Source organism: Leptobacterium meishanense, from assembly GCF_037645805.1.
GTDB lineage: Bacteria > Bacteroidota > Bacteroidia > Flavobacteriales > Flavobacteriaceae > Leptobacterium_A > Leptobacterium_A meishanense.
On the sequence record NZ_JBBEXE010000006.1, the window covers coordinates 61,169 to 79,643 of the forward strand.

An 18,475-nucleotide genomic window follows, 5' to 3' on the forward strand; every position below is an offset into this window, starting at 1 on the left:
CGGTTATCTTTAATTAGCTTCCTTATTTCTGCTCAAATAGTAATCGTACATAGCAAACTGAGAGCGAACTTTAGGATTATTGTTCTTTCTATAGGCGTTATCCTGACGTTCAGAAAAAACCCTCGCTTTTACATTGTCTTTCCAGCCTATTTCAAAAGTATCCATTAATTCTTTTTTAATATCATCATCATAAATAGGGCAACTTACCTCCACCCTATAATCAAGGTTCCGGGTCATCCAGTCTGCAGACGAAATATAAACCTTAGGGTCCCCTCCATTACCAAAAATATACAATCGGGGGTGTTCTAAGTATTTATCTACAATGCTAATTGCTTCAATGTTTTCGCTCATCCCCTCAACCCCAGGGATCATACAACATGTGCCTCTTACTATCATCTGGATTTTCACTCCTGCCTTACTGGCTTCATATAGTTTATCAACCATATCATAACTCGTTAGGCTATTCATTTTTAACTTCATATAAGCTTCTTTCCCTCCTCTTACATTGGCTATTTCATTATCTATGAGCTTAGAGAATTCTTTTCTGGTATAATGAGGAGAGACAATTAAGTGCTTATACCGGTTAATTTTATAACTGATTTCAAAAAAATCAAAGACTTTATTTACTTCTTTTAAAATCTTTTGGTTAGCTGTAAATAATGTATAGTCCGTATAAACCTTAGCGGTTGATTCATTAAAATTACCTGTACTTATGAAACCATAGCGTACTATTCTTTCTTTTTCCTTCCGCTCTATAACGCATATTTTACTATGAACTTTCAGCCCGGGAACCCCAAAAATAAGCTGCACTCCTTCTGACTGTAATTGTTCTGCATATTTGATATTTGCTTCTTCATCAAACCGGGCTTGCAGTTCAATTTGTACAGTTACTTTTTTTCCATTTTTAGCTGCATTGATGAGCGAGTTGGCTACATGTGATATTTTTGCCAAACGGTATACGGTTATTTTGATCGTTTTTACTTTTGGGTCTAATGCTGCTTCCCTTAGAAATTTCACCACGTACGAAAAGGTATGGTACGGTGCAAACTGCAAATAGTCCTTTTGTGTAATTTTTTCGAATAAACTCCCTTGTAAATTAAGCCCGGCAATGGGTAAAGGCACATATGGTTTGTACAGTAAATCTTTTCTTTCCAAGCTGGGAAACTTCATATAATCGCGCCTATTATGATAGCGGCCACCAGGAATTACGCTATCCGTATCATCAATTCCCATTTTATCCATTAAGAATTTTAAGGTGTCTTTGGCTATCTCCTTATCATAAACAAAACGTACAGGCTCACTAATTTTCCTTCCCTGCACACTGGTTGATATTTTTTCAATGAAGCTCTTACTCAAATCATTATCGATATCTAGCTCTGCATCACGCGTTATTTTTATCATATGTGCAGAAAGTGATTCGTAATTAAAGACACTGAATATATTGCGGAGACAATATCTGATCAGGTCATCTAGCATCATGATGTAATTTTTATCTCCTTCCTTTGGCAATACTACAAAACGGTCTATGGTCCGGGGGATTTCTATTAAAGCATAAGCACTGTTTTTTTGAGTGGATGAGCTTATTATCCTTTTTAATCCGGAAGGTCGCTCTCCGTTTTTCAGGACAATTTTAACTGCTAAATAGGCTGCACTGTCTTTTAAAAGAGGGAATTCTGCCAATTCATTGAGGATAATTGTCATCAATGCAGGGCTTACTTTTTGTGTAAAATATTCTTTTAAAAAGCTACTTTGAGATGGTGTTACTTCTGTTTCATCAATTAAAAAAATGTTTTCCTCTCTAAGTTTTTCTTCAATAGCACTCAATATAGTAAGGCTTTCTGCCTGTTGTTTAATAACTATTTGCGTGATATCTTCCAATAAATCCTTGGCGTTGGCACCTCCTAAAACACTTTTCCCTTTTTTCCCTGCTAAAGCAATTCGTTTTACTGTGGCATAGCGCACCTTAAAAAACTCATCTAAGTTATTGGAAAAAATCCCTATAAAACGTAATCGCTCTATCAGTGGCACTGTTTCATCCGCAGCTTCTTGAAGCACCCGGGCATTGAAATGCAACCAGCTGATCTCCCTATTGATGTATTGATTTTTAATTTCGTCCATTACCGTAAGCTCTTTGGGAATATCGTTTTAATAGTTTTTCCTTTGGTTATGTTCACCCATTCTTGTTCTTTAAAATCTACCACTACCACTCCACTTGTTTTTACATTGTCAATATACTGGTGTCCCAATTCATTTGCGATGAAAGTAAGTGCATCATTATGGCCAAAAATCAATACTGTGCGATATGTTTCAGGTATTGATTTTAGAAGCGACATAACCTTATTTCCACTAAAGTCATACAAATTTTTAACGATTTGAAGTTTAGCAAATGGAATGTCTAAGTTTCTCAAAAAAATCATGCACGTATGTAATGCACGATTTGCTGGGCTCGAAAAAACTACATCTACTCCTTGTGTATATTCTTTAATTGCTGATGCTACTATATGGGCATCATTTATACCACGTTCCATCAGTGGCCGGTCTTTATCATTTACTTCATATTCCCATGAGGATTTGGCATGTCTTACTATGATAAGTCTTTTCATTTCTAAGGTGCTAAACGTTCATATTCCCAATCTAACTTATCTGTTAATACATAGCGTATCCGGTCATGAAGCCGATTAGGTCTTCCCTGCCAAAACTCTATGGAAACCGGTTTTATCAAATAGCCTCCCCAATGTTCCGGACGTGGGATTTCCTTTCCTTTATATAGCGTGCTTAACTCTTCTAATTTATACTCCAAAACATCACGAGATGGTATTGTTTCACTTTGGTTGGAAGCAATAGCTGCTAATTTACTCCCTTCTGGACGCGATTCAAAATACCCATCGGAAAGATTGGTCGCTATTCTCTCAGCAGTGCCTTTTATAATAACCTGTCGCTCTGCATTCGGCCAAAAAAAAGATAAACAGACATTCGGGTTTGTTGCAATAGCCTTTCCTTTCTCACTTTTGTAATTGGTATAAAAAATGAACCCTTCATAGGTATACTTCTTTAAAAGAACGACACGTGTTTTAGGAAAGCCATCTAACCCAATAGTGGCAATTTGCATAGCATTGGCCTCGTCAGTACCTCCCAACTTTTCTACTTCATAGAACCACTTCTGGAATAGCTCCATAGGGTTTTCAGGGATATCCGTTTCTAGAAGTTCGTTCTTCTGATAGGATTTTCTGTAATTGCTTAAATCGCTTTCCATACTCCGGGTTTACAAATTGCAATTTACAAGATAATGAGAGGATGTAAAAGTGATATGAAAAAAGTTTGCTTAAAATTCAAATTCTTTTCCGTCATCTGCCAATAAAACATTCTTAAATACCGTTTGTGCCTCTTTTTTAAACACGTCTATTGTATCATAGCGGGTAGAAAAATGCCCTAGAATAAGCGTGTTAACAGCTGCCTGATGTGCTATTTGGGCTGCTTGTTCAGCAGTTGCATGCTTGGTTTGCGAGGCTAAATGCTCATGTTGGTTTAAAAAAGTAGCCTCATGGTACAATACTTCTACATTTTTGATCAAAGGGATCATTTCAGGATGGTATGCCGTATCACTACAATATGCATAGCTCTTTGGCGGCGGTGGGTCATAAGTGAGTGTTTTGTTAGGTATTACTTGTCCATTATCCAAAGTAATATCTTTTCCGTTTTTTATATTCTGATAATATACTTTGTCAATTTCATAATTCAGCACTGCATCCATATTTAATTTTCGTTCTCTAGGCTTTTCTTTGAACAAAAACCCATTGGTATATACTCTATGGTTGAGCGGAATTGTCTGGACAGTCACTTTTTTATCTTCAAAAACAAGTTTGGTTTCTTTTGAATTCAGCTCATGGAAAATAAGTGGATAGTTTGTCCACGAATCCCCTAATTTTAACAATAATGTAATCGCTTCTTTTATTCCTTTAGGCCCATAAATATGCAGCGCTTTTTCCCTTCCCAATAACCGAAATGTAGCAATTAATCCCGGTAATCCAAAAATATGATCCCCGTGTAAGTGTGAAATAAAAATATGTTGTATCCTAGAAAATTTTATCTTTTGCTTTCTTAGTTGCACCTGTGTCCCTTCCCCACAATCAATTAAAAATAAATGGTTTTTCATTTCTAAAACCTGTGCTGTCGGGTTCTTAAAAGTACGGGGGGTTGCTGAGTAACAACCTAGGATCGTTAACTTCATTTTTTTAGCATGAAATTTTTATAGGTTTTAAAAACCCAAGTCGCGCTCTATTTCTTCCATTTCAATAACATCATGCGCTTCTTGTATTGTTGGCACTACTATGAGCATATCGGGAAGCTCCTCATACGTAATTTTATCAGTAACCATCACAAATGATTTTTTATGTTTTTTGTGTGCTTCAGAAAGCTGTAAAAAAGCTGCTATGGTTTCCTGTTCAAAAGCGTCAAATGAAAAAAGGTTCAGTATAATATGATCATTCTTAAATTCAGGATACGATGCTTTATACTTAGACAAGAACGTTTCTATAGAGCCCGGTTCTTTTGTAATAATTGTGGTATTTCCTTGCTTGTCAAAAACCATTTCACTATTTAATTTTTGATGCTAAAAGGTAAATGACCGCCATCCGTATAGCTACTCCGTTCTCTACCTGGTTCAGGATAATTGCTTGCTTGGAATCAGCCACATCGCTCGTAATTTCTACTCCCCTGTTAATAGGTCCCGGGTGCATAATTACAATCTCTTTGTTCAACGAATCTAATAATGCTTTGTTTACCCCATATTGTTGTGTGTATTCCCTCGTGGATGGGAAATAACTGATATCCATTCGTTCATTTTGTACACGTAGCATATTGGCTACATCACACCATTCCAATGCCTTTCTCAAATTTGTTTCTACTTCAACTCCTAAAGAGGCAATATGTTTTGGGATAAGTGTTTTGGGACCACACACTTTTATATTGGCACCTTGCAGTTTTAATGCAAATATATTAGAGAGTGCAACCCTGGAATGTAGAATATCCCCAACAATGACAATATTTTTTCCACCAACTTCTCCCAGACGTTCTCTTATGGAATATGAATCTAACAATGCCTGGGTAGGGTGTTCATGCGCCCCGTCACCAGCATTTACAATACTGGCATTTACATGTTTAGATAGAAAAACGCCTGCTCCAGGATTAGGGTGCCGCATTACAATCATGTCTACTTTCATAGACAGGATGTTGTTGACCGTATCGATAAGGGTTTCTCCTTTTTTTACGGAAGATTGTGATGCTGAAAAATTGATAATGTCTGCTGAAAGCCGCTTTTCAGCCAGCTCAAAGGAAAGCTTGGTACGTGTGCTATTTTCAAAGAATAAATTGGCTATCGTAATATCTCTTAATGAGGGAACTTTCTTTATAGAGCGGTTGATGACTTCTTTAAAATGATCAGCTGTTTCAAAAATAAGCTGTATATCCTGTTTTTTCAGGTATTTTATTCCTAATAAGTGGTTGACACTTAATTCACTCATTATTGTGTTATTTATTTATTAAATGAACCGCGTCTTCTCCGTCATTTTCTTTCCACATCACTTTTACTTTCTCTTCATTAATAGCATCTACTTGACGTCCCCGATAATCAGGTTGGATTGGCAAATGTCTACTGAACCTCCGGTCTATAAGCGTCAATAATTCAATCTCAGTAGGCCTTCCAAATGATTGTATGGCGGTTAATGCCGCACGTATGCTCCTCCCGGTATATAATACATCATCTATAAAAACCACCTTTTTATTCTCTACTATAAAGTCTATATGGGTTTTATTGGCTTCTAACGTTTTCTCACCTCGACGGAAATCGTCTCTGTAAAAAGTAATATCCAAATAACCCAGTTGTATTGCTTTAATATGATATTCTTCCTTTAATATCCTGACCAAACGGTTAGCCAGATAAATACCTCTGGGTTGTATCCCAATGAGTACCGTATTTTTAAAATCGAGATGGTTTTCAATAAGTTGACATGCTAAGCGATGAAGGATGATATCAATTTCTTTAGAAGAAAGCAGTACTTTTTGACTCATAACGACAGTTCGAAACGTATGCAGGTTACAAAAGTACAGATTTTTAAGGAATATCCTCTATTACATTCTTCATTAAAAAGAAAAGTTTAATTACGGACAATTGCTTTATTTGTATATTTACTAACCCCTATACTACAATCAAACTAAACACGCCTTCTAATGTGCGATACTTTTGTATTATTTAAAAACAATGCGGCTAATGAATCTTTTTTCGCCAAAAATTCAGACCGGGATCCCGGTGAACCACAAATCATCCAAAAAATAACAGACGCAAAAGCTGATTTTAAAACAGCCTTTTTATTAGAAAAACTCTCAAAGTACACTAAAGGCCCATTCCAGCAATTAAAAAAAGTATTTCAAGAATTCAATCACCCATACGGGGCTATTATCTCAAGACCAATATGGATGTGGGGGGCTGAGATGGGCGTAAATGAAAAAGGGGTTTCTATTGGAAATGAAGCTGTGTTCTCCAAAGAAAAACAGAGTAAAGAAGGGTTGCTTGGGATGGACATCCTTCGACTGGCTCTTCATAATGGAGGAAGTGCTGAGGAAGCAGCAAATATCATAATCAACCTAATTGAAATTTATGGCCAAGGGGGGAATGGGAGCTACTCGGGCACATTAAGGTACCATAACTCTTTTCTGATAAAAGATTTTGATAAAGCCATCCTTGTTGAAACTTCCGGAAAAAACTGGGCCAAAAAAGAGATAACCGATTATGCTTCCATTTCGAATGCCTATAGTTTAAAAAATGATTATGAAGAAAGCAATTTATCAAATAAGGAGGTAAACTTCAAGAACCGTTTTGAACATAAATTTTTTGTGTTTTTCTCTAAAGGGGACCTTCGTCAAAAACACACTTGCAATGCTGCAAGTAAAATAACCCATTTAAATGATGTTTTCACTACCCTAAGGTCACACATACGAAACGATGATAAAATAACCCACGGAATGAAATCAGTATGCGTGCATCCGGGAATACTAGTAAAATCAGAAACTACTAATTCTATGGTGGTCACCTATACGCATAATCAATTTGTTGTTTGGCATACTAGTACCCCTAATCCATGTGTTTCCTTGTATAAACCTTTAATTTGGGAGCTTTCTGATGATGACCTTCCCTGGTTGGAAACACCCAAATTAAGTCTGAAATATTTTAAGACCAATAGATTGCTTTCTGAGAACTATGTGAAAAAACACCGTTATTTCTCAATGCATATAAAACAACAGCGCAACAAACTTGAAAATTCATTCATAAAATCTATTAATGAACATCTAACGGACCTGCAAGCACTAAAAAAAGCTATCCTTGCCTGTTATGAAAAAGAAACTGCATACGTTGATTCACAATTTCTTCAATATAAAACCTTAAAAAGTGAAACAGTTCAGTAAGAAAGAAAAGAAACAAATTATTGAAGATTTCCGCACGCACGTTTCCAGTGGAAAAGTGGCCATTTTCGAAAAATACAAGATGGACATTGTAATGGGCGAGCGTGAAGGGGTTTATTTTTGGGATATTACCGGAAGTAAAAAACTCATCAACTGTCATTCTAATGGAGGCGTCTTTAATTTGGGGCATCGAAATCCTAATGTTATTGCTTCTTTACATGAAGCTACCAAAGATTATGATATTGGTAACCATCACTTCATAAGTAACGGGCGAGCAGCATTAGCAAAAAAAATAGCTTCACTAACCCCAGGAGACCTTGACTGTACTGTTTTTGGGGTAAGCGGTGGAGAAGCCATTGATCTGGCCATAAAGCTGGCCCGGGGCTATACCAAGCGAAATGAAATTGTAAGTATTGAAGGAGGGTATCATGGGCATACCGGCTTTGCTTTAGCTGCAGGTGATGAAGCTTATAGGGCTCCTTTTGGAAAAATGTCACCCGGATTTATACAAGTTCCTTTTAATGATACGGCTGCTATGAAAAAAGTTATTACCGGAAATACAGCTGCCGTTATATTAGAAACTATCCCTGCTACCATGGGTATGGTGCTTCCTGATGAAGCATATTTAAAAAGCATTCGTAAGTTCTGTGATGAAACCGGAGCATTGTTAATTCTTGACGAAGTACAATCAGGACTAGGGCGTACCGGAAAACTTTGGGCTTTTGAGTATTTTGACATTATCCCTGATATTTTTGTGGCCGGAAAAGGGCTCTCAGGAGGTATTTATCCTATTACTGCTACTGTATTCCGAACACATTTAGAATCATTTTTCAATGAACATCCTTTTATACATGTAAGTACTTTTGGGGGTTCTGAAATTGGGGCGAAAGTTGCACTAAAAGTGCTCGAGTTATCATCAAACCCTACATTTCTGGATCATGTGAACGACATGGCAATTTTATTCAAGGAAGCAATGCAGAGATTACAAATTAAACATTCAAAATACATTAAAGGGTTTAATCAATTGGGGTTAATGATGGGGATCGTTTTTAAGGATGAAGACCTAGGGGTACTGTTTACCAAAGCAGCATATGAATGTGGGATGTTTGCTCTTTATTCTAACAATGATAAACGAATAACACAACTATTGCCTCCGTTAATTATTGAGGAGGAACAAGTCAATGAAGTTATTGACAAAATTGACAAGGCTACCCGAAAGCTTTCCTATTATAGAACCCTGCTCAGGGTAAAAAATGCTTTCGGCGAATTACTACCTTAATGCATTATGACTATGGTCTCTACAGATAAACTTCAAGATTTCGAAGATGCCCTTGATCCGGTAAGGCAAACGAATACTGCTTTTGATATGAAGATTTTAGGGTATGGTGAAATCAGTACCGTTTTTACTATTAACAATGGAGCAATGGCTTATAAACGATTGCCTGTTTTTTCATGTGCAAAAGAAGCTGAGGAATATGGCTTGTTGTACAAAAATTATAATGATAGCTTAACAAGAATAGGGATTCATGTCCCCGAATCGGAAGCATACACTGTCCGTGGAAAGAATGGAATTTATGTAGCATATCTGGCACAGAGAAAACTTGACGGAAATGCCATTGGGAATAAGGTAATTCATCATCATAGTGAAGAAGAAGTGATGATCCTATTCCGATTGGTTATTAGAGAGTTACTAAAAGTATGGGAACGTAATGCTAAAAACCCCGCTTTTCAAATGGGTCTTGATGCCCAAATATCTAACTGGGCCGTGAAGGACTATCATGGAAAAGACTTTAAAATTACTACGGAAACAGAATTGTTATTTATAGATACAAGCACTCCTTTTATTCGAAAAGATAGGCAAGAGCTGTTAAATGCAGAATTATTATTATTGAGTGCCCCTGCATTTATAAGGCCTCTATTAAGGAAGTTCTTTTTACAAGGTATCTTGGACCGTTATTATGATTTTCGATTGGTAGTTATTGACTTATTGGCTAATTTATACAAGGAGCAATTAGCTCATTTGCTTCCTAACTGCCTAAAGGTTGTTAATAATGAAATACAGCAACATAAACCTTTACTGGCTGATGTGTGCCCTATCACTGAAAGAGAATTACTTATATATTACAAAGAAGATAAGTTTATATGGAAACTATTTATGGCTGTTCGAAAGATGGATCGGTTTATACAAACAAAATTAATGCGAAAACGGTATGAATTCATTCTTCCGGGAAGAATAAAACGCTAGCCTTATGTCTTAAAAAAACAAACCCTTTTCCAATATCAGAAAAGGGTTTTCATATTTTGTGAGACTAGAAACTATTTTTTCTTGGTCTTTTTGTCCATCTGTTCTTTCAAATCTGCTAAGGCATCAATATCTCCCAATGTGGTCTTTTCTGCCTGAGCTGTTTTTTTAGCAGCTGCTTTTACATTCTTCTGCTCTTCTTCTTTAAAGATAGCTGTATGAGAAACCACAACTCTTTTTAGGTCTTTGTTAAATTCAATAACCTTAAAGTCTGCTGCTTCCCCTTTTTTCAACTTCTTGCCATCTTCTTTTTCCAGATAACGTGATGGAACAAAAGCAACAATATCTTCATTAAAATTAATAGTAGCTCCTTTGTCAACTATTTCAGCAATTTCAGCAGTATGAACTGTTCCTTCTGCAAAAGTTTCTTCATATTTGTCCCAAGGGTTTTCTGTTGTTTGCTTATGCCCAAGACTTAACTTTCTTCCTTCTACATCAAGTTCAAGAACTACTACTTCCAATTCATCACCGATATTTACAAATTCTGAAGGATGTTTAATTTTCTTGGTCCAAGAAAGGTCTGAAATGTATATCAACCCATCTATTCCTTCTTCTAATTCTACAAATACCCCAAAGTTGGTAAAGTTTCTTACAATACCTTTATGTTTAGACCCTACCGGGTATTTTGATGTAATATCAGTCCATGGGTCTGGTGTCAATTGTTTGATACCTAACGATATTTTTCGTTCATCCCTGTCTAAGGACAATACTACAGCTTCTACTTCATCTCCTACTTTAACAAAGTCTTGTGCAGAACGTAAATGGGTACTCCAAGACATTTCTGAAACGTGGATAAGCCCTTCTACACCTTCAGTTATTTCAATGAACGCACCATAGTCTGCAATAACAACAACTTTTCCTTTTACTTTATCGCCTACTTTAAGATCATCACTTAATGCTTCCCAAGGATGTTTCTGCAATTGTTTTAACCCTAGTTGAATTCGTGACTTGTTGTCATCAAAATCAAGAATTACTACGTTTAATTTTTGGTCTAATTCAAGAATTTCACTTGGATGGTTAATTCGACTCCATGAAAGGTCCGTAATATGGATTAATCCATCTACACCACCTAGGTCTATAAAGACACCATATGTGGTAATATTTTTAACTGTACCTTCAAGCACTTGTCCTTTTTCAAGCTGGCTGATAATTTCTTTTTTCTGTTCTTCAATATCTGCCTCAATAAGTGCTTTGTGTGAAACAACTACGTTTTTAAATTCATGGTTGATTTTTACCACTTTAAACTCCATAGTTTTGCCTACATACTGATCATAATCGCGGATAGGCTTTACGTCAATTTGAGAACCGGGTAAAAATGCTTCTATGCCAAATACATCAACAATCATCCCTCCTTTTGTACGGCATTTAACATATCCGTTTACAATCTCTCCTTTATCATGGGCTTCATTCACTCGATCCCATGCTTTTATAGTACGCGCTTTTCTATGTGACAATACTAATTGCCCTGTTTTATCTTCACGAACATCGATTAACACCTCTACCTTATCACCTACTTTTAAATTAGGGTTATAGCGAAATTCATTCAGTGAAATAACACCTTCTGATTTTGCATTAATGTCAATAATTGCTTCTCTGTCTGTAAGGTGTACTACTGTACCTTCTACCACTTCGTCATCTGTAGTATCTACGAAGTTTTTCTCTACAAGTTCTTCAAATTCCTTTAGCTTTTTATCTTCAATTTGGTCAATGCCTTCTTCGTAATTGTGCCAATTAAAGTTTGCTAAAAATTCTTCAGGGTTTCTCTCTTCCTGAACTTCTGGTTTTGTTTTTGCTTCAGCCATTGCTGAGAATAGTTTGTATTCTGTTCCTATGTCGAAAGATAAAGCTCATATTCACAGAAGCGTTAGTTATTTAGTTTGCTATATCCTTTTTTCTTTCGAGTCTTGCTAAAAAAGGAGCGCAAAACTACCACTATATTATTTGATTTACAAGTGTTTGTGTAAAAAATGATTTATGGAAAATTGAAAAGTTTCTTTTATATATTCTTTATCAAACTTGTTAATTCCCAATTAACCGAAGTGTATAATTATAGACTCGTTCAAATTGTTCTTCTAATCCCATGTCTGAATTATCAAATTCAATAGCGTCTTCTGCTTTTACGAGTGGTGAATTTGTTCTATGTGAATCTATATAATCACGATCCGTGATATTTTTTAGTACTTCTTCATAAGTTACTTTTTCCCCTCTTTCTAAAAGCTCTTTATATCTCCGGCCAGCTCGGGTTTCAGGAGATGCTGTTAAAAACAACTTCAATTCTGCATCAGGAAAAACAACTGTTCCAATATCCCTCCCATCCATTACAATACCCTTGTCTTTTCCCATTTTCTTTTGGATATCTACCAGTTTTTGCCGCACCTCTGTAACAGTAGCTATTTCACTCACATAATTGGATACTTCTAACGTTCGTATTTCTTTTTCTACATTTCTATCGTTCAAATATATTTCTGCGTATCCTAATGTTTCATTAAATACAAATTTCAATTTTACGTAGGGAAGTAATTTTACTAATGCGTTTATATTTGTATGCTTTCCCCCTATTAGGTCATTTTCCATAGCAAAAAGGGTTACCGCACGGTACATTGCACCTGTATCTACATATATATAGCCTAATTCTTTCGCAAGCCTCTTGGCAATTGTGCTTTTTCCTGTAGAAGAATACCCATCAATAGCAATCGTAATTTTTTTCATTTATTTTCTTTGAAGGTCGATCATTAAACCAAATAAACTTGTATTTGCTGCAACACTATAGCGTGCAAAGGTATAGTTAAATCTGATTCTATTCATTTTTACACCAAATCCGGCAGAAATTCCCGAGAAATTGCGTTGTTCTTCTATTCGTAATTCTTCTGCCCTTCTAAAATTATATCCAATCCGGATATTAAATCCCTTATCAGGAAATAATTCAGCACCAATTATTGTGTGTCTTATCAATTCTCTTAAAAACCCATCAGATTCTTTAATGGCAGCTCCCCCAATAGATTGTTCTTCCCGTGAAGGATTTGAAAAGTTTACATTCCAGAATTGAAGGTTTTCAAAAGTAACATGCCATCTAACTGGTACATACTGAAGCTTTTGGGAAAATCCTAAATTTATCTCAAAAGGCAATTTTTCCTGTTGTCCTGCATATGTAGTAAATTGTATTCCAATATTTCTAGCTACTAGTGCAGCATTAAAACGTATTTCTTCATTTTTATACACAATACCAAAATCAAAAGCGCCTCCCATGGAGTTATATTGATCTAATGTGGAAGAAATAAATTTCACATTAGTCCCTACATAAAGATCAGTCCATGGAATATTTAATGCATATCCTACAGAAATAGCTACTTCATTTCCTGTAAAATCACCCAGTTCATTTCCAAGTTCATCTCTTCCATCAAATGTCCCATAATCTATATATGTAATTCCTGCATGAAACGTTTGCACCCTCCTATCCCACATATAAGCATACGATGCAGAACCGTAGTTGACATCCCCTAGAAAATTAACATAGTTAAGGGCTAGTTGATTGCTCATCGCATTGTTTATGCTGGCTGGGTTGAATAGTGGCTGGGTGACATCGTAATCATAATTTGTGATTACTTTGCCTCCTAATGCAGCCTGACGGGGCGAGGATATAAGGTTAAGAAACTGGTATGTACTTCGTCCTCCTATCTGAGCAGATACAGTTGTTGCTAAGGAAACCACTAAAACCAGATATATACTGCTCTTACTGCACATGCTGCAAAGTAAATGAATCTTGTTTGAAAACGGGGTTTAACGCAAAATATTTTCTTTAATACAACAAAACCCGAAGATGCCTTCGGGTTCTTGTTTTGATTTTTTAGCTTTTGCATCACAGTTTTTTGGCATTCTTTACTTTCTGATTAGTAATTGCAATATCTATTACCTCACTCATCTCTGTAACATAGTGAAATGTAAGCCCTTTAAGGTAATCTTGTTTTATTTCTTCAATGTCCTTACGATTATCTTCACATAAAATAATTTCTTTTATGCGAGCACGCTTAGCTGCCAATATTTTTTCTTTAATGCCTCCTACTGGCAACACTTTTCCGCGCAACGTAATTTCACCGGTCATAGCCAAACTCTTTTTAACACGTTTCTGAGTAAATAATGATACCAAAGAAGTCAGCATGGTAATTCCGGCACTAGGTCCATCCTTCGGAGTAGCTCCTTCAGGTACATGAATGTGCACATTGTATTTTTCAAATACTTCCGGGTCAATACCCAATCGTTCTGCATTTGATTTCATGTATTCCATGGCTATCGTCGCAGATTCTTTCATCACCTGCCCTAAATTACCCGTAATATTTAGATTGCCTTTACCTCTTGATAAAATGGACTCTATAAATAAGATATCCCCTCCAACGCTTGTCCATGCCAGTCCCGTCACTACACCTGCTACTTCATTATTCTCATACTTATCACGTTCCAAGCGTGCAGGGCCTAATATTTTCACAATATCTTCATCGGTAGCTTTGATATTATAAGCTTCCTCCATCGCTATCGATTTAGCAGCATGGCGTACCATTTTAGCAATCTGCTTCTCCAATCCACGAACTCCCGACTCTCTTGTGTACCCTTCTACAATTTTTTCAAGCTCCCGCTTTCCTATTTTCATATCCTTTGTAGATAACCCGTGCTCTTTTAATTGTTTGGGCAATAGATGACGCTTAGCAATTTCTACTTTTTCTTCAATAGTATAACCGGTCACATGAATGATCTCCATGCGGTCTCTCAATGCCGGTTGTATGGTAGCAAGGTTATTGGCTGTAGCAATAAACATTACTTTAGACAAGTCATAACCCATCTCTAAAAAATTATCATAAAACTCCATGTTTTGCTCAGGATCCAATACTTCTAACATGGCAGAAGATGGGTCTCCCTGATGGCTATTACTGAGTTTATCAATTTCATCTAATACAAACACCGGGTTGGATTTCCCTGCTTTTTTTATAGATTGAATAATTCGTCCCGGCATAGCACCAATGTATGTTTTTCGGTGCCCACGTATCTCTGCCTCATCCCGCAATCCTCCTAATGACATTCGTACATATTCTCTTCCAAGTGCTTCTGCGATGGATTTTCCTAAAGATGTTTTTCCTACTCCCGGAGGGCCATACAGGCATAAGATAGGTGATTTCATATCACCGCGAAGTTTCAATACCGCTAAATATTCTATAATACGGCGCTTCACATCTTCTAATCCATAGTGGTCCCTGTCTAAAATACGCTGCGCTCTTTTTAAATCGAATTTATCTTTTGAATATTCATTCCATGGTAAGTCTAAAAACAGGTCTAGATAATTTCTCTGGATAGAGTATTCAGCCACTTGCGGGTTCATCCGTTGTATTTTGGCCAATTCTTTTTCGAAATGCTCTTTTACTTTAGCGTCCCACTTTTTGCCTTCAGCACGCTCATGCATTTCTTCTATTTCGGCTTCATAACTCCCTGTACCCCCTAATTCTTCTTGAATGGTTTTCATTTGTTGGTGCAAAAAATACTCACGCTGCTGTTGATCCATATCATGGCGCACCTTAGACTGAATGTCCTTTCGCAATTCCAGCTTCTGGAATTCAATGTTCATATATTCAAGCGTCGCCAACGCACGCTTGCGTAAATCGTTAATTACCAATAATCCTTGTTTTTCTTTTACCGTTAAATCCATATTGGACGAAACGAAATTGATAAGAAAAGAATCGCTTTCAATATTTTTTATTGCAAAGGAAGCATCACTAGGGATGTTAGGGTTTTCTTTTATAATCTGATAGGCCAACTCTTTAATGGAGTCTATGATAGCTCTAAACTCTTTGTCTCCTTTTTTGGGTTTAACTTCCGGCACTTCACTTATCGTAGCTGTCATATAGGGCTCTGTGGTCATCACCTCATTAATCTCAAACCTTTTCTTCCCTTGAATGATCATAGTTGTATTTCCATCCGGCATCTGTAGTACACGAAGTATGCGGGCTACCGTACCTAAAGAGTTTATATCTTTTATGGAAGGGTCTTCTACCGTTTCATCCTTCTGGGATACTACACCAATAACTTTATTACCATTATTGGCCTCCTTAATAAGCTTTATGGATTTGTCACGCCCCGCCGTGATAGGGATCACCACGCCTGGAAACAATACTGTATTTCGAAGTGGAAGTATCGGTAAAGTATCCGGTAAGGATTCATTGTTCATCTCTTCTTCATCTTCAGGGGTCATTAAGGGGATCAACTCCGAATCTTGATCAATTCCCTGAAGTGACAAATTGTCAATATTTAGTAGATTAAATTTTGCCATATGATTTTATTAGGTCATTGTGTCACCAAGAACCTATTTATTTTTTCTTGTGATATCACTTTATACGCCCTAAACTATCTTAAAACCAGTTTTTTAACCGATTATCTTCTTTTAAGGGCTATCTAAACTTGACAATTGTTATGCCAATTCAATAAATGAACACTATAAATAAAAACTTTCTAACGATTTTTTCTAAAAAACAATTTAAAACTGTAACAATTTGTATTTTAATTCATCTTTAATATAAACAATTAACTTTTTGAGCCAAGAAGTATTACATAATGATGTGTTGCTTGTACAGTGTGCTAAGGGAAATCAATTAGCACAAATGAAAATCTATGACAATTATTATCACGCTATGTATAATACCGCATATAGAATTGTAAAAAACCATGATGATGCAGAAGACATAATGCAGGAATCTTTTTTAAGTGCTTTTACAAAGCTCGATTCTTTTGATAAGAAAAGTTCTTTTGGTTCTTGGTTAAAACGAATTGTTATAAATAACAGCATCCATTATTATCGCATAAAACAAAAATATAATGAAACGTCATTAGAGAGAATCATTCACAAGGTCGAAGATGGCGATGTAGCCACTGCGCATGACATAGACAAAATGAAGGCTCAAAAAGTTTTGAAAACCATGCAAAGTTTAAAAGAAAACTACAGAGTTTCTTTGACCTTACATTTAATTGAGGGGTATGATTACGAAGAAATATGTGATATCATGAATATCAGCTACAATAATTGCCGAACTATGATATCCCGAGCAAAAGAAAGCCTGCGAAAAAAAATGATAGAAACATAAGATTATGGAAAAAGATACTATAAAAGAGTTGTTTGACCAACTTCAAAAAAATCTAGATGTTGAATCTCCAAAGTATGGACACAGGGAACGCTTTCAGGAAAAATTAAAAAATTATCCTCCTAAAAAGCGTACACAATTGAATTGGTGGAAACCTTTATCTATCGCAGCATCTATTGCCGTTCTTATCAGTATAGGAATTGGTTATTTTTCTTCCCTACAAACAAATAGCTTATCTCCTGAAGTAGCAAAAACCCAATTCTATTTCGCTTCACTCTTAGAACAAGAAATGGAAAAACTCGATGCTACTGCTACAAAAGATACAAGGACAATTGTTGCAGATGCTATGGTTCAACTAAAAAAAATAGAAGGTGATTATAAAACCATAGAAGAAGAGCTTTTAAAAAGTGGAGAAAGTAAACAATTGCTGTATGCAATGATCACTAACTTTCAAACACGCATTAATCTGTTAAAACAAGTTATAAATCAAATTGAAGAAGTAAAACAATTTAAAATTACACAAAATGAAAAAAACCGTATTTAATGTTTTTGTAGTATTTCTTTTGGTTCCCGCCATTGCATTGGCCGGGAACAAATGGAAAGGAAAACACACCAAAGAGAAAAAAATAAGCAAAGAATTTAATGTCTTAGCACCGGATGCCCTTTTAAAGGTGGATAACAGTTATGGAAACCTATACATCACTTCATGGGATGAAGACCGCATTGTTATTGATGTCACTATAAAGGTGAACGGGAATGATGAAAAAAAAGTCCAAAAACGATTGGATGCCATTGATGTTGAGTTTGAATTTTCCAGGGTTCTAGTTGCTGCTAAAACAACATTTGGCAGCACAAAAAATTGGAGAGGGAATAATGTGAATATGGAAATCAATTATACCATAAAAGTCCCCATTACCAATAATGTAGAACTCAAAAACAACTATGGAAGTATTTCCTTAGATAAATTACGTGGGAAAGCCTCTATAAAATGTAACTATGGTAAATTAGACATCGGAGAATTATTAGCAGATGAAAATACGCTTTCTTTTGACTATACTACAAGCAGTACTATCGACTATATGAAAAGTGGAGCTATCCATGCAGATTATTCAAGTTTTACACTTGATGCTGTTGAAAATTTATCATTAAAAGCTGATTATACCAATTCCGCTATAGAAAAAGTGAATGCTATTGAATACAGTTGCGACTATGGAAAACTAGCTATAGAAAAGGCTTCTGATATTACAGGAAAATCAAGCTATTTGACCACAGAGTTTGGTACTATTGATGGGAACTTGCAATATAAATCTGATTTTGGCTCGTTAAAGATTGTTGAATTATCTGAAGATGCCAAAAACATTCAAATTAAATCAGGGTATACCAATATAAAAATAGGGTATGCTCCCAGATATAGTGCCAGTTTCAATATCCAACTAGATTATGCCAGCCTGAAAACAGAAGGCAATGTTTCTTTTAACATTAAAAAAGAAGAACACAATAAAAAATACTATGAAGGCACCATTGGTTCTAAAAATTCAGGGAATAAACTTCTTATAGATTCCAATTACGGAGGGGTTAAATTAATTAAAAATTAAATCAATCA

General features: G+C 35.9%; 17 protein-coding genes. 6 read left to right on the top strand and 11 right to left on the bottom strand.

Annotated features, from left to right (window positions below; genetic code table 11):
- Positions 1–9 precede the first annotated feature (9 nt).
- From ppk1 to pyrR, 7 genes are all read right to left on the bottom strand, one after another.
- Positions 10–2,118: a polyphosphate kinase 1 gene (gene ppk1 / locus WBG21_RS07635; RefSeq protein ID WP_340076488.1), complete on the bottom strand. Its 2,109-nt coding sequence runs from the start codon at positions 2,116–2,118 to the stop codon at positions 10–12.
- Positions 2,118–2,603, bottom strand: a complete 486-nt coding sequence (locus WBG21_RS07640; RefSeq protein WP_340076490.1) for a SixA phosphatase family protein — start codon at positions 2,601–2,603, stop codon at positions 2,118–2,120. The genes ppk1 and WBG21_RS07640 overlap by 1 nt, the downstream gene beginning before the upstream one ends.
- Positions 2,604–2,605: 2 nt before the next feature.
- Positions 2,606–3,253 (bottom strand): pyridoxamine 5'-phosphate oxidase, encoded by a 648-nt coding sequence (pdxH, locus tag WBG21_RS07645; protein ID WP_340076492.1) that lies wholly within the window; start codon positions 3,251–3,253, stop codon positions 2,606–2,608.
- A gap of 69 nt (positions 3,254–3,322) precedes the next feature.
- The gene (locus tag WBG21_RS07650; RefSeq protein WP_340076494.1) at positions 3,323–4,228 is read right to left on the bottom strand and encodes a ribonuclease Z; all 906 of its coding nucleotides are present in this window, start codon (positions 4,226–4,228) and stop codon (positions 3,323–3,325) included.
- A 27-nt stretch (positions 4,229–4,255) separates the two neighbouring features.
- Complete coding sequence (locus WBG21_RS07655) at positions 4,256–4,588, bottom strand: ribonuclease Z (protein WP_340076496.1); 333 nt, start codon at positions 4,586–4,588, stop codon at positions 4,256–4,258.
- A 4-nt stretch (positions 4,589–4,592) separates the two neighbouring features.
- Complete coding sequence (locus tag WBG21_RS07660) at positions 4,593–5,519, bottom strand: aspartate carbamoyltransferase catalytic subunit (RefSeq protein ID WP_340076499.1); 927 nt, start codon at positions 5,517–5,519, stop codon at positions 4,593–4,595.
- A gap of 7 nt (positions 5,520–5,526) precedes the next feature.
- Complete coding sequence (gene pyrR, locus WBG21_RS07665; protein WP_340076501.1) at positions 5,527–6,066, bottom strand: bifunctional pyr operon transcriptional regulator/uracil phosphoribosyltransferase PyrR; 540 nt, start codon at positions 6,064–6,066, stop codon at positions 5,527–5,529.
- A 159-nt stretch (positions 6,067–6,225) separates the two neighbouring features.
- Here pyrR and WBG21_RS07670 point away from each other — a divergent pair, with 159 nt between their 5' ends.
- The 3 genes from WBG21_RS07670 to WBG21_RS07680 are packed head-to-tail and all read left to right on the top strand — an operon-like array spanning position 6,226 to position 9,700.
- Positions 6,226–7,458: an Ntn hydrolase family protein gene (locus WBG21_RS07670; RefSeq protein WP_340076503.1), complete on the top strand. Its 1,233-nt coding sequence runs from the start codon at positions 6,226–6,228 to the stop codon at positions 7,456–7,458.
- Positions 7,442–8,734: an aspartate aminotransferase family protein gene (locus WBG21_RS07675; protein ID WP_340076505.1), complete on the top strand. Its 1,293-nt coding sequence runs from the start codon at positions 7,442–7,444 to the stop codon at positions 8,732–8,734. The genes WBG21_RS07670 and WBG21_RS07675 overlap by 17 nt, the downstream gene beginning before the upstream one ends.
- Before the next feature lie 12 nt (positions 8,735–8,746).
- Positions 8,747–9,700: a DUF6206 family protein gene (locus tag WBG21_RS07680; protein WP_340076507.1), complete on the top strand. Its 954-nt coding sequence runs from the start codon at positions 8,747–8,749 to the stop codon at positions 9,698–9,700.
- Between the two features lie 71 nt (positions 9,701–9,771).
- On the opposite strand, the gene rpsA is transcribed toward WBG21_RS07680, so the two are convergent.
- From rpsA to lon, 4 genes are all read right to left on the bottom strand, one after another.
- Positions 9,772–11,559: a 30S ribosomal protein S1 gene (gene rpsA, locus WBG21_RS07685; RefSeq protein ID WP_340076509.1), complete on the bottom strand. Its 1,788-nt coding sequence runs from the start codon at positions 11,557–11,559 to the stop codon at positions 9,772–9,774.
- A 217-nt stretch (positions 11,560–11,776) separates the two neighbouring features.
- On the bottom strand, positions 11,777–12,466 hold the full coding sequence (cmk, locus tag WBG21_RS07690) for a (d)CMP kinase (RefSeq protein ID WP_340076512.1): 690 nt from the start codon (positions 12,464–12,466) through the stop codon (positions 11,777–11,779).
- Positions 12,467–13,498: a type IX secretion system protein PorQ gene (gene porQ / locus WBG21_RS07695; protein WP_340076514.1), complete on the bottom strand. Its 1,032-nt coding sequence runs from the start codon at positions 13,496–13,498 to the stop codon at positions 12,467–12,469.
- Between the two features lie 115 nt (positions 13,499–13,613).
- The gene (gene lon, locus WBG21_RS07700) at positions 13,614–16,067 is read right to left on the bottom strand and encodes an endopeptidase La (protein WP_340076516.1); all 2,454 of its coding nucleotides are present in this window, start codon (positions 16,065–16,067) and stop codon (positions 13,614–13,616) included.
- Between the two features lie 259 nt (positions 16,068–16,326).
- Here lon and WBG21_RS07705 point away from each other — a divergent pair, with 259 nt between their 5' ends.
- From WBG21_RS07705 to WBG21_RS07715, 3 genes are read left to right on the top strand one after another with little or no spacing between them, the layout of a single operon-like run.
- The gene (locus WBG21_RS07705) at positions 16,327–16,875 is read left to right on the top strand and encodes an RNA polymerase sigma factor (protein WP_340076518.1); all 549 of its coding nucleotides are present in this window, start codon (positions 16,327–16,329) and stop codon (positions 16,873–16,875) included.
- A 4-nt stretch (positions 16,876–16,879) separates the two neighbouring features.
- On the top strand, positions 16,880–17,416 hold the full coding sequence (locus WBG21_RS07710) for a hypothetical protein (RefSeq protein WP_340076520.1): 537 nt from the start codon (positions 16,880–16,882) through the stop codon (positions 17,414–17,416).
- Entirely contained in the window at positions 17,397–18,467 is a 1,071-nt protein-coding gene (locus WBG21_RS07715; protein WP_340076522.1) for a hypothetical protein, read from the top strand. Before WBG21_RS07710 ends, WBG21_RS07715 begins: the two co-directional genes overlap by 20 nt.
- Positions 18,468–18,475: the final 8 nt, after the last annotated feature.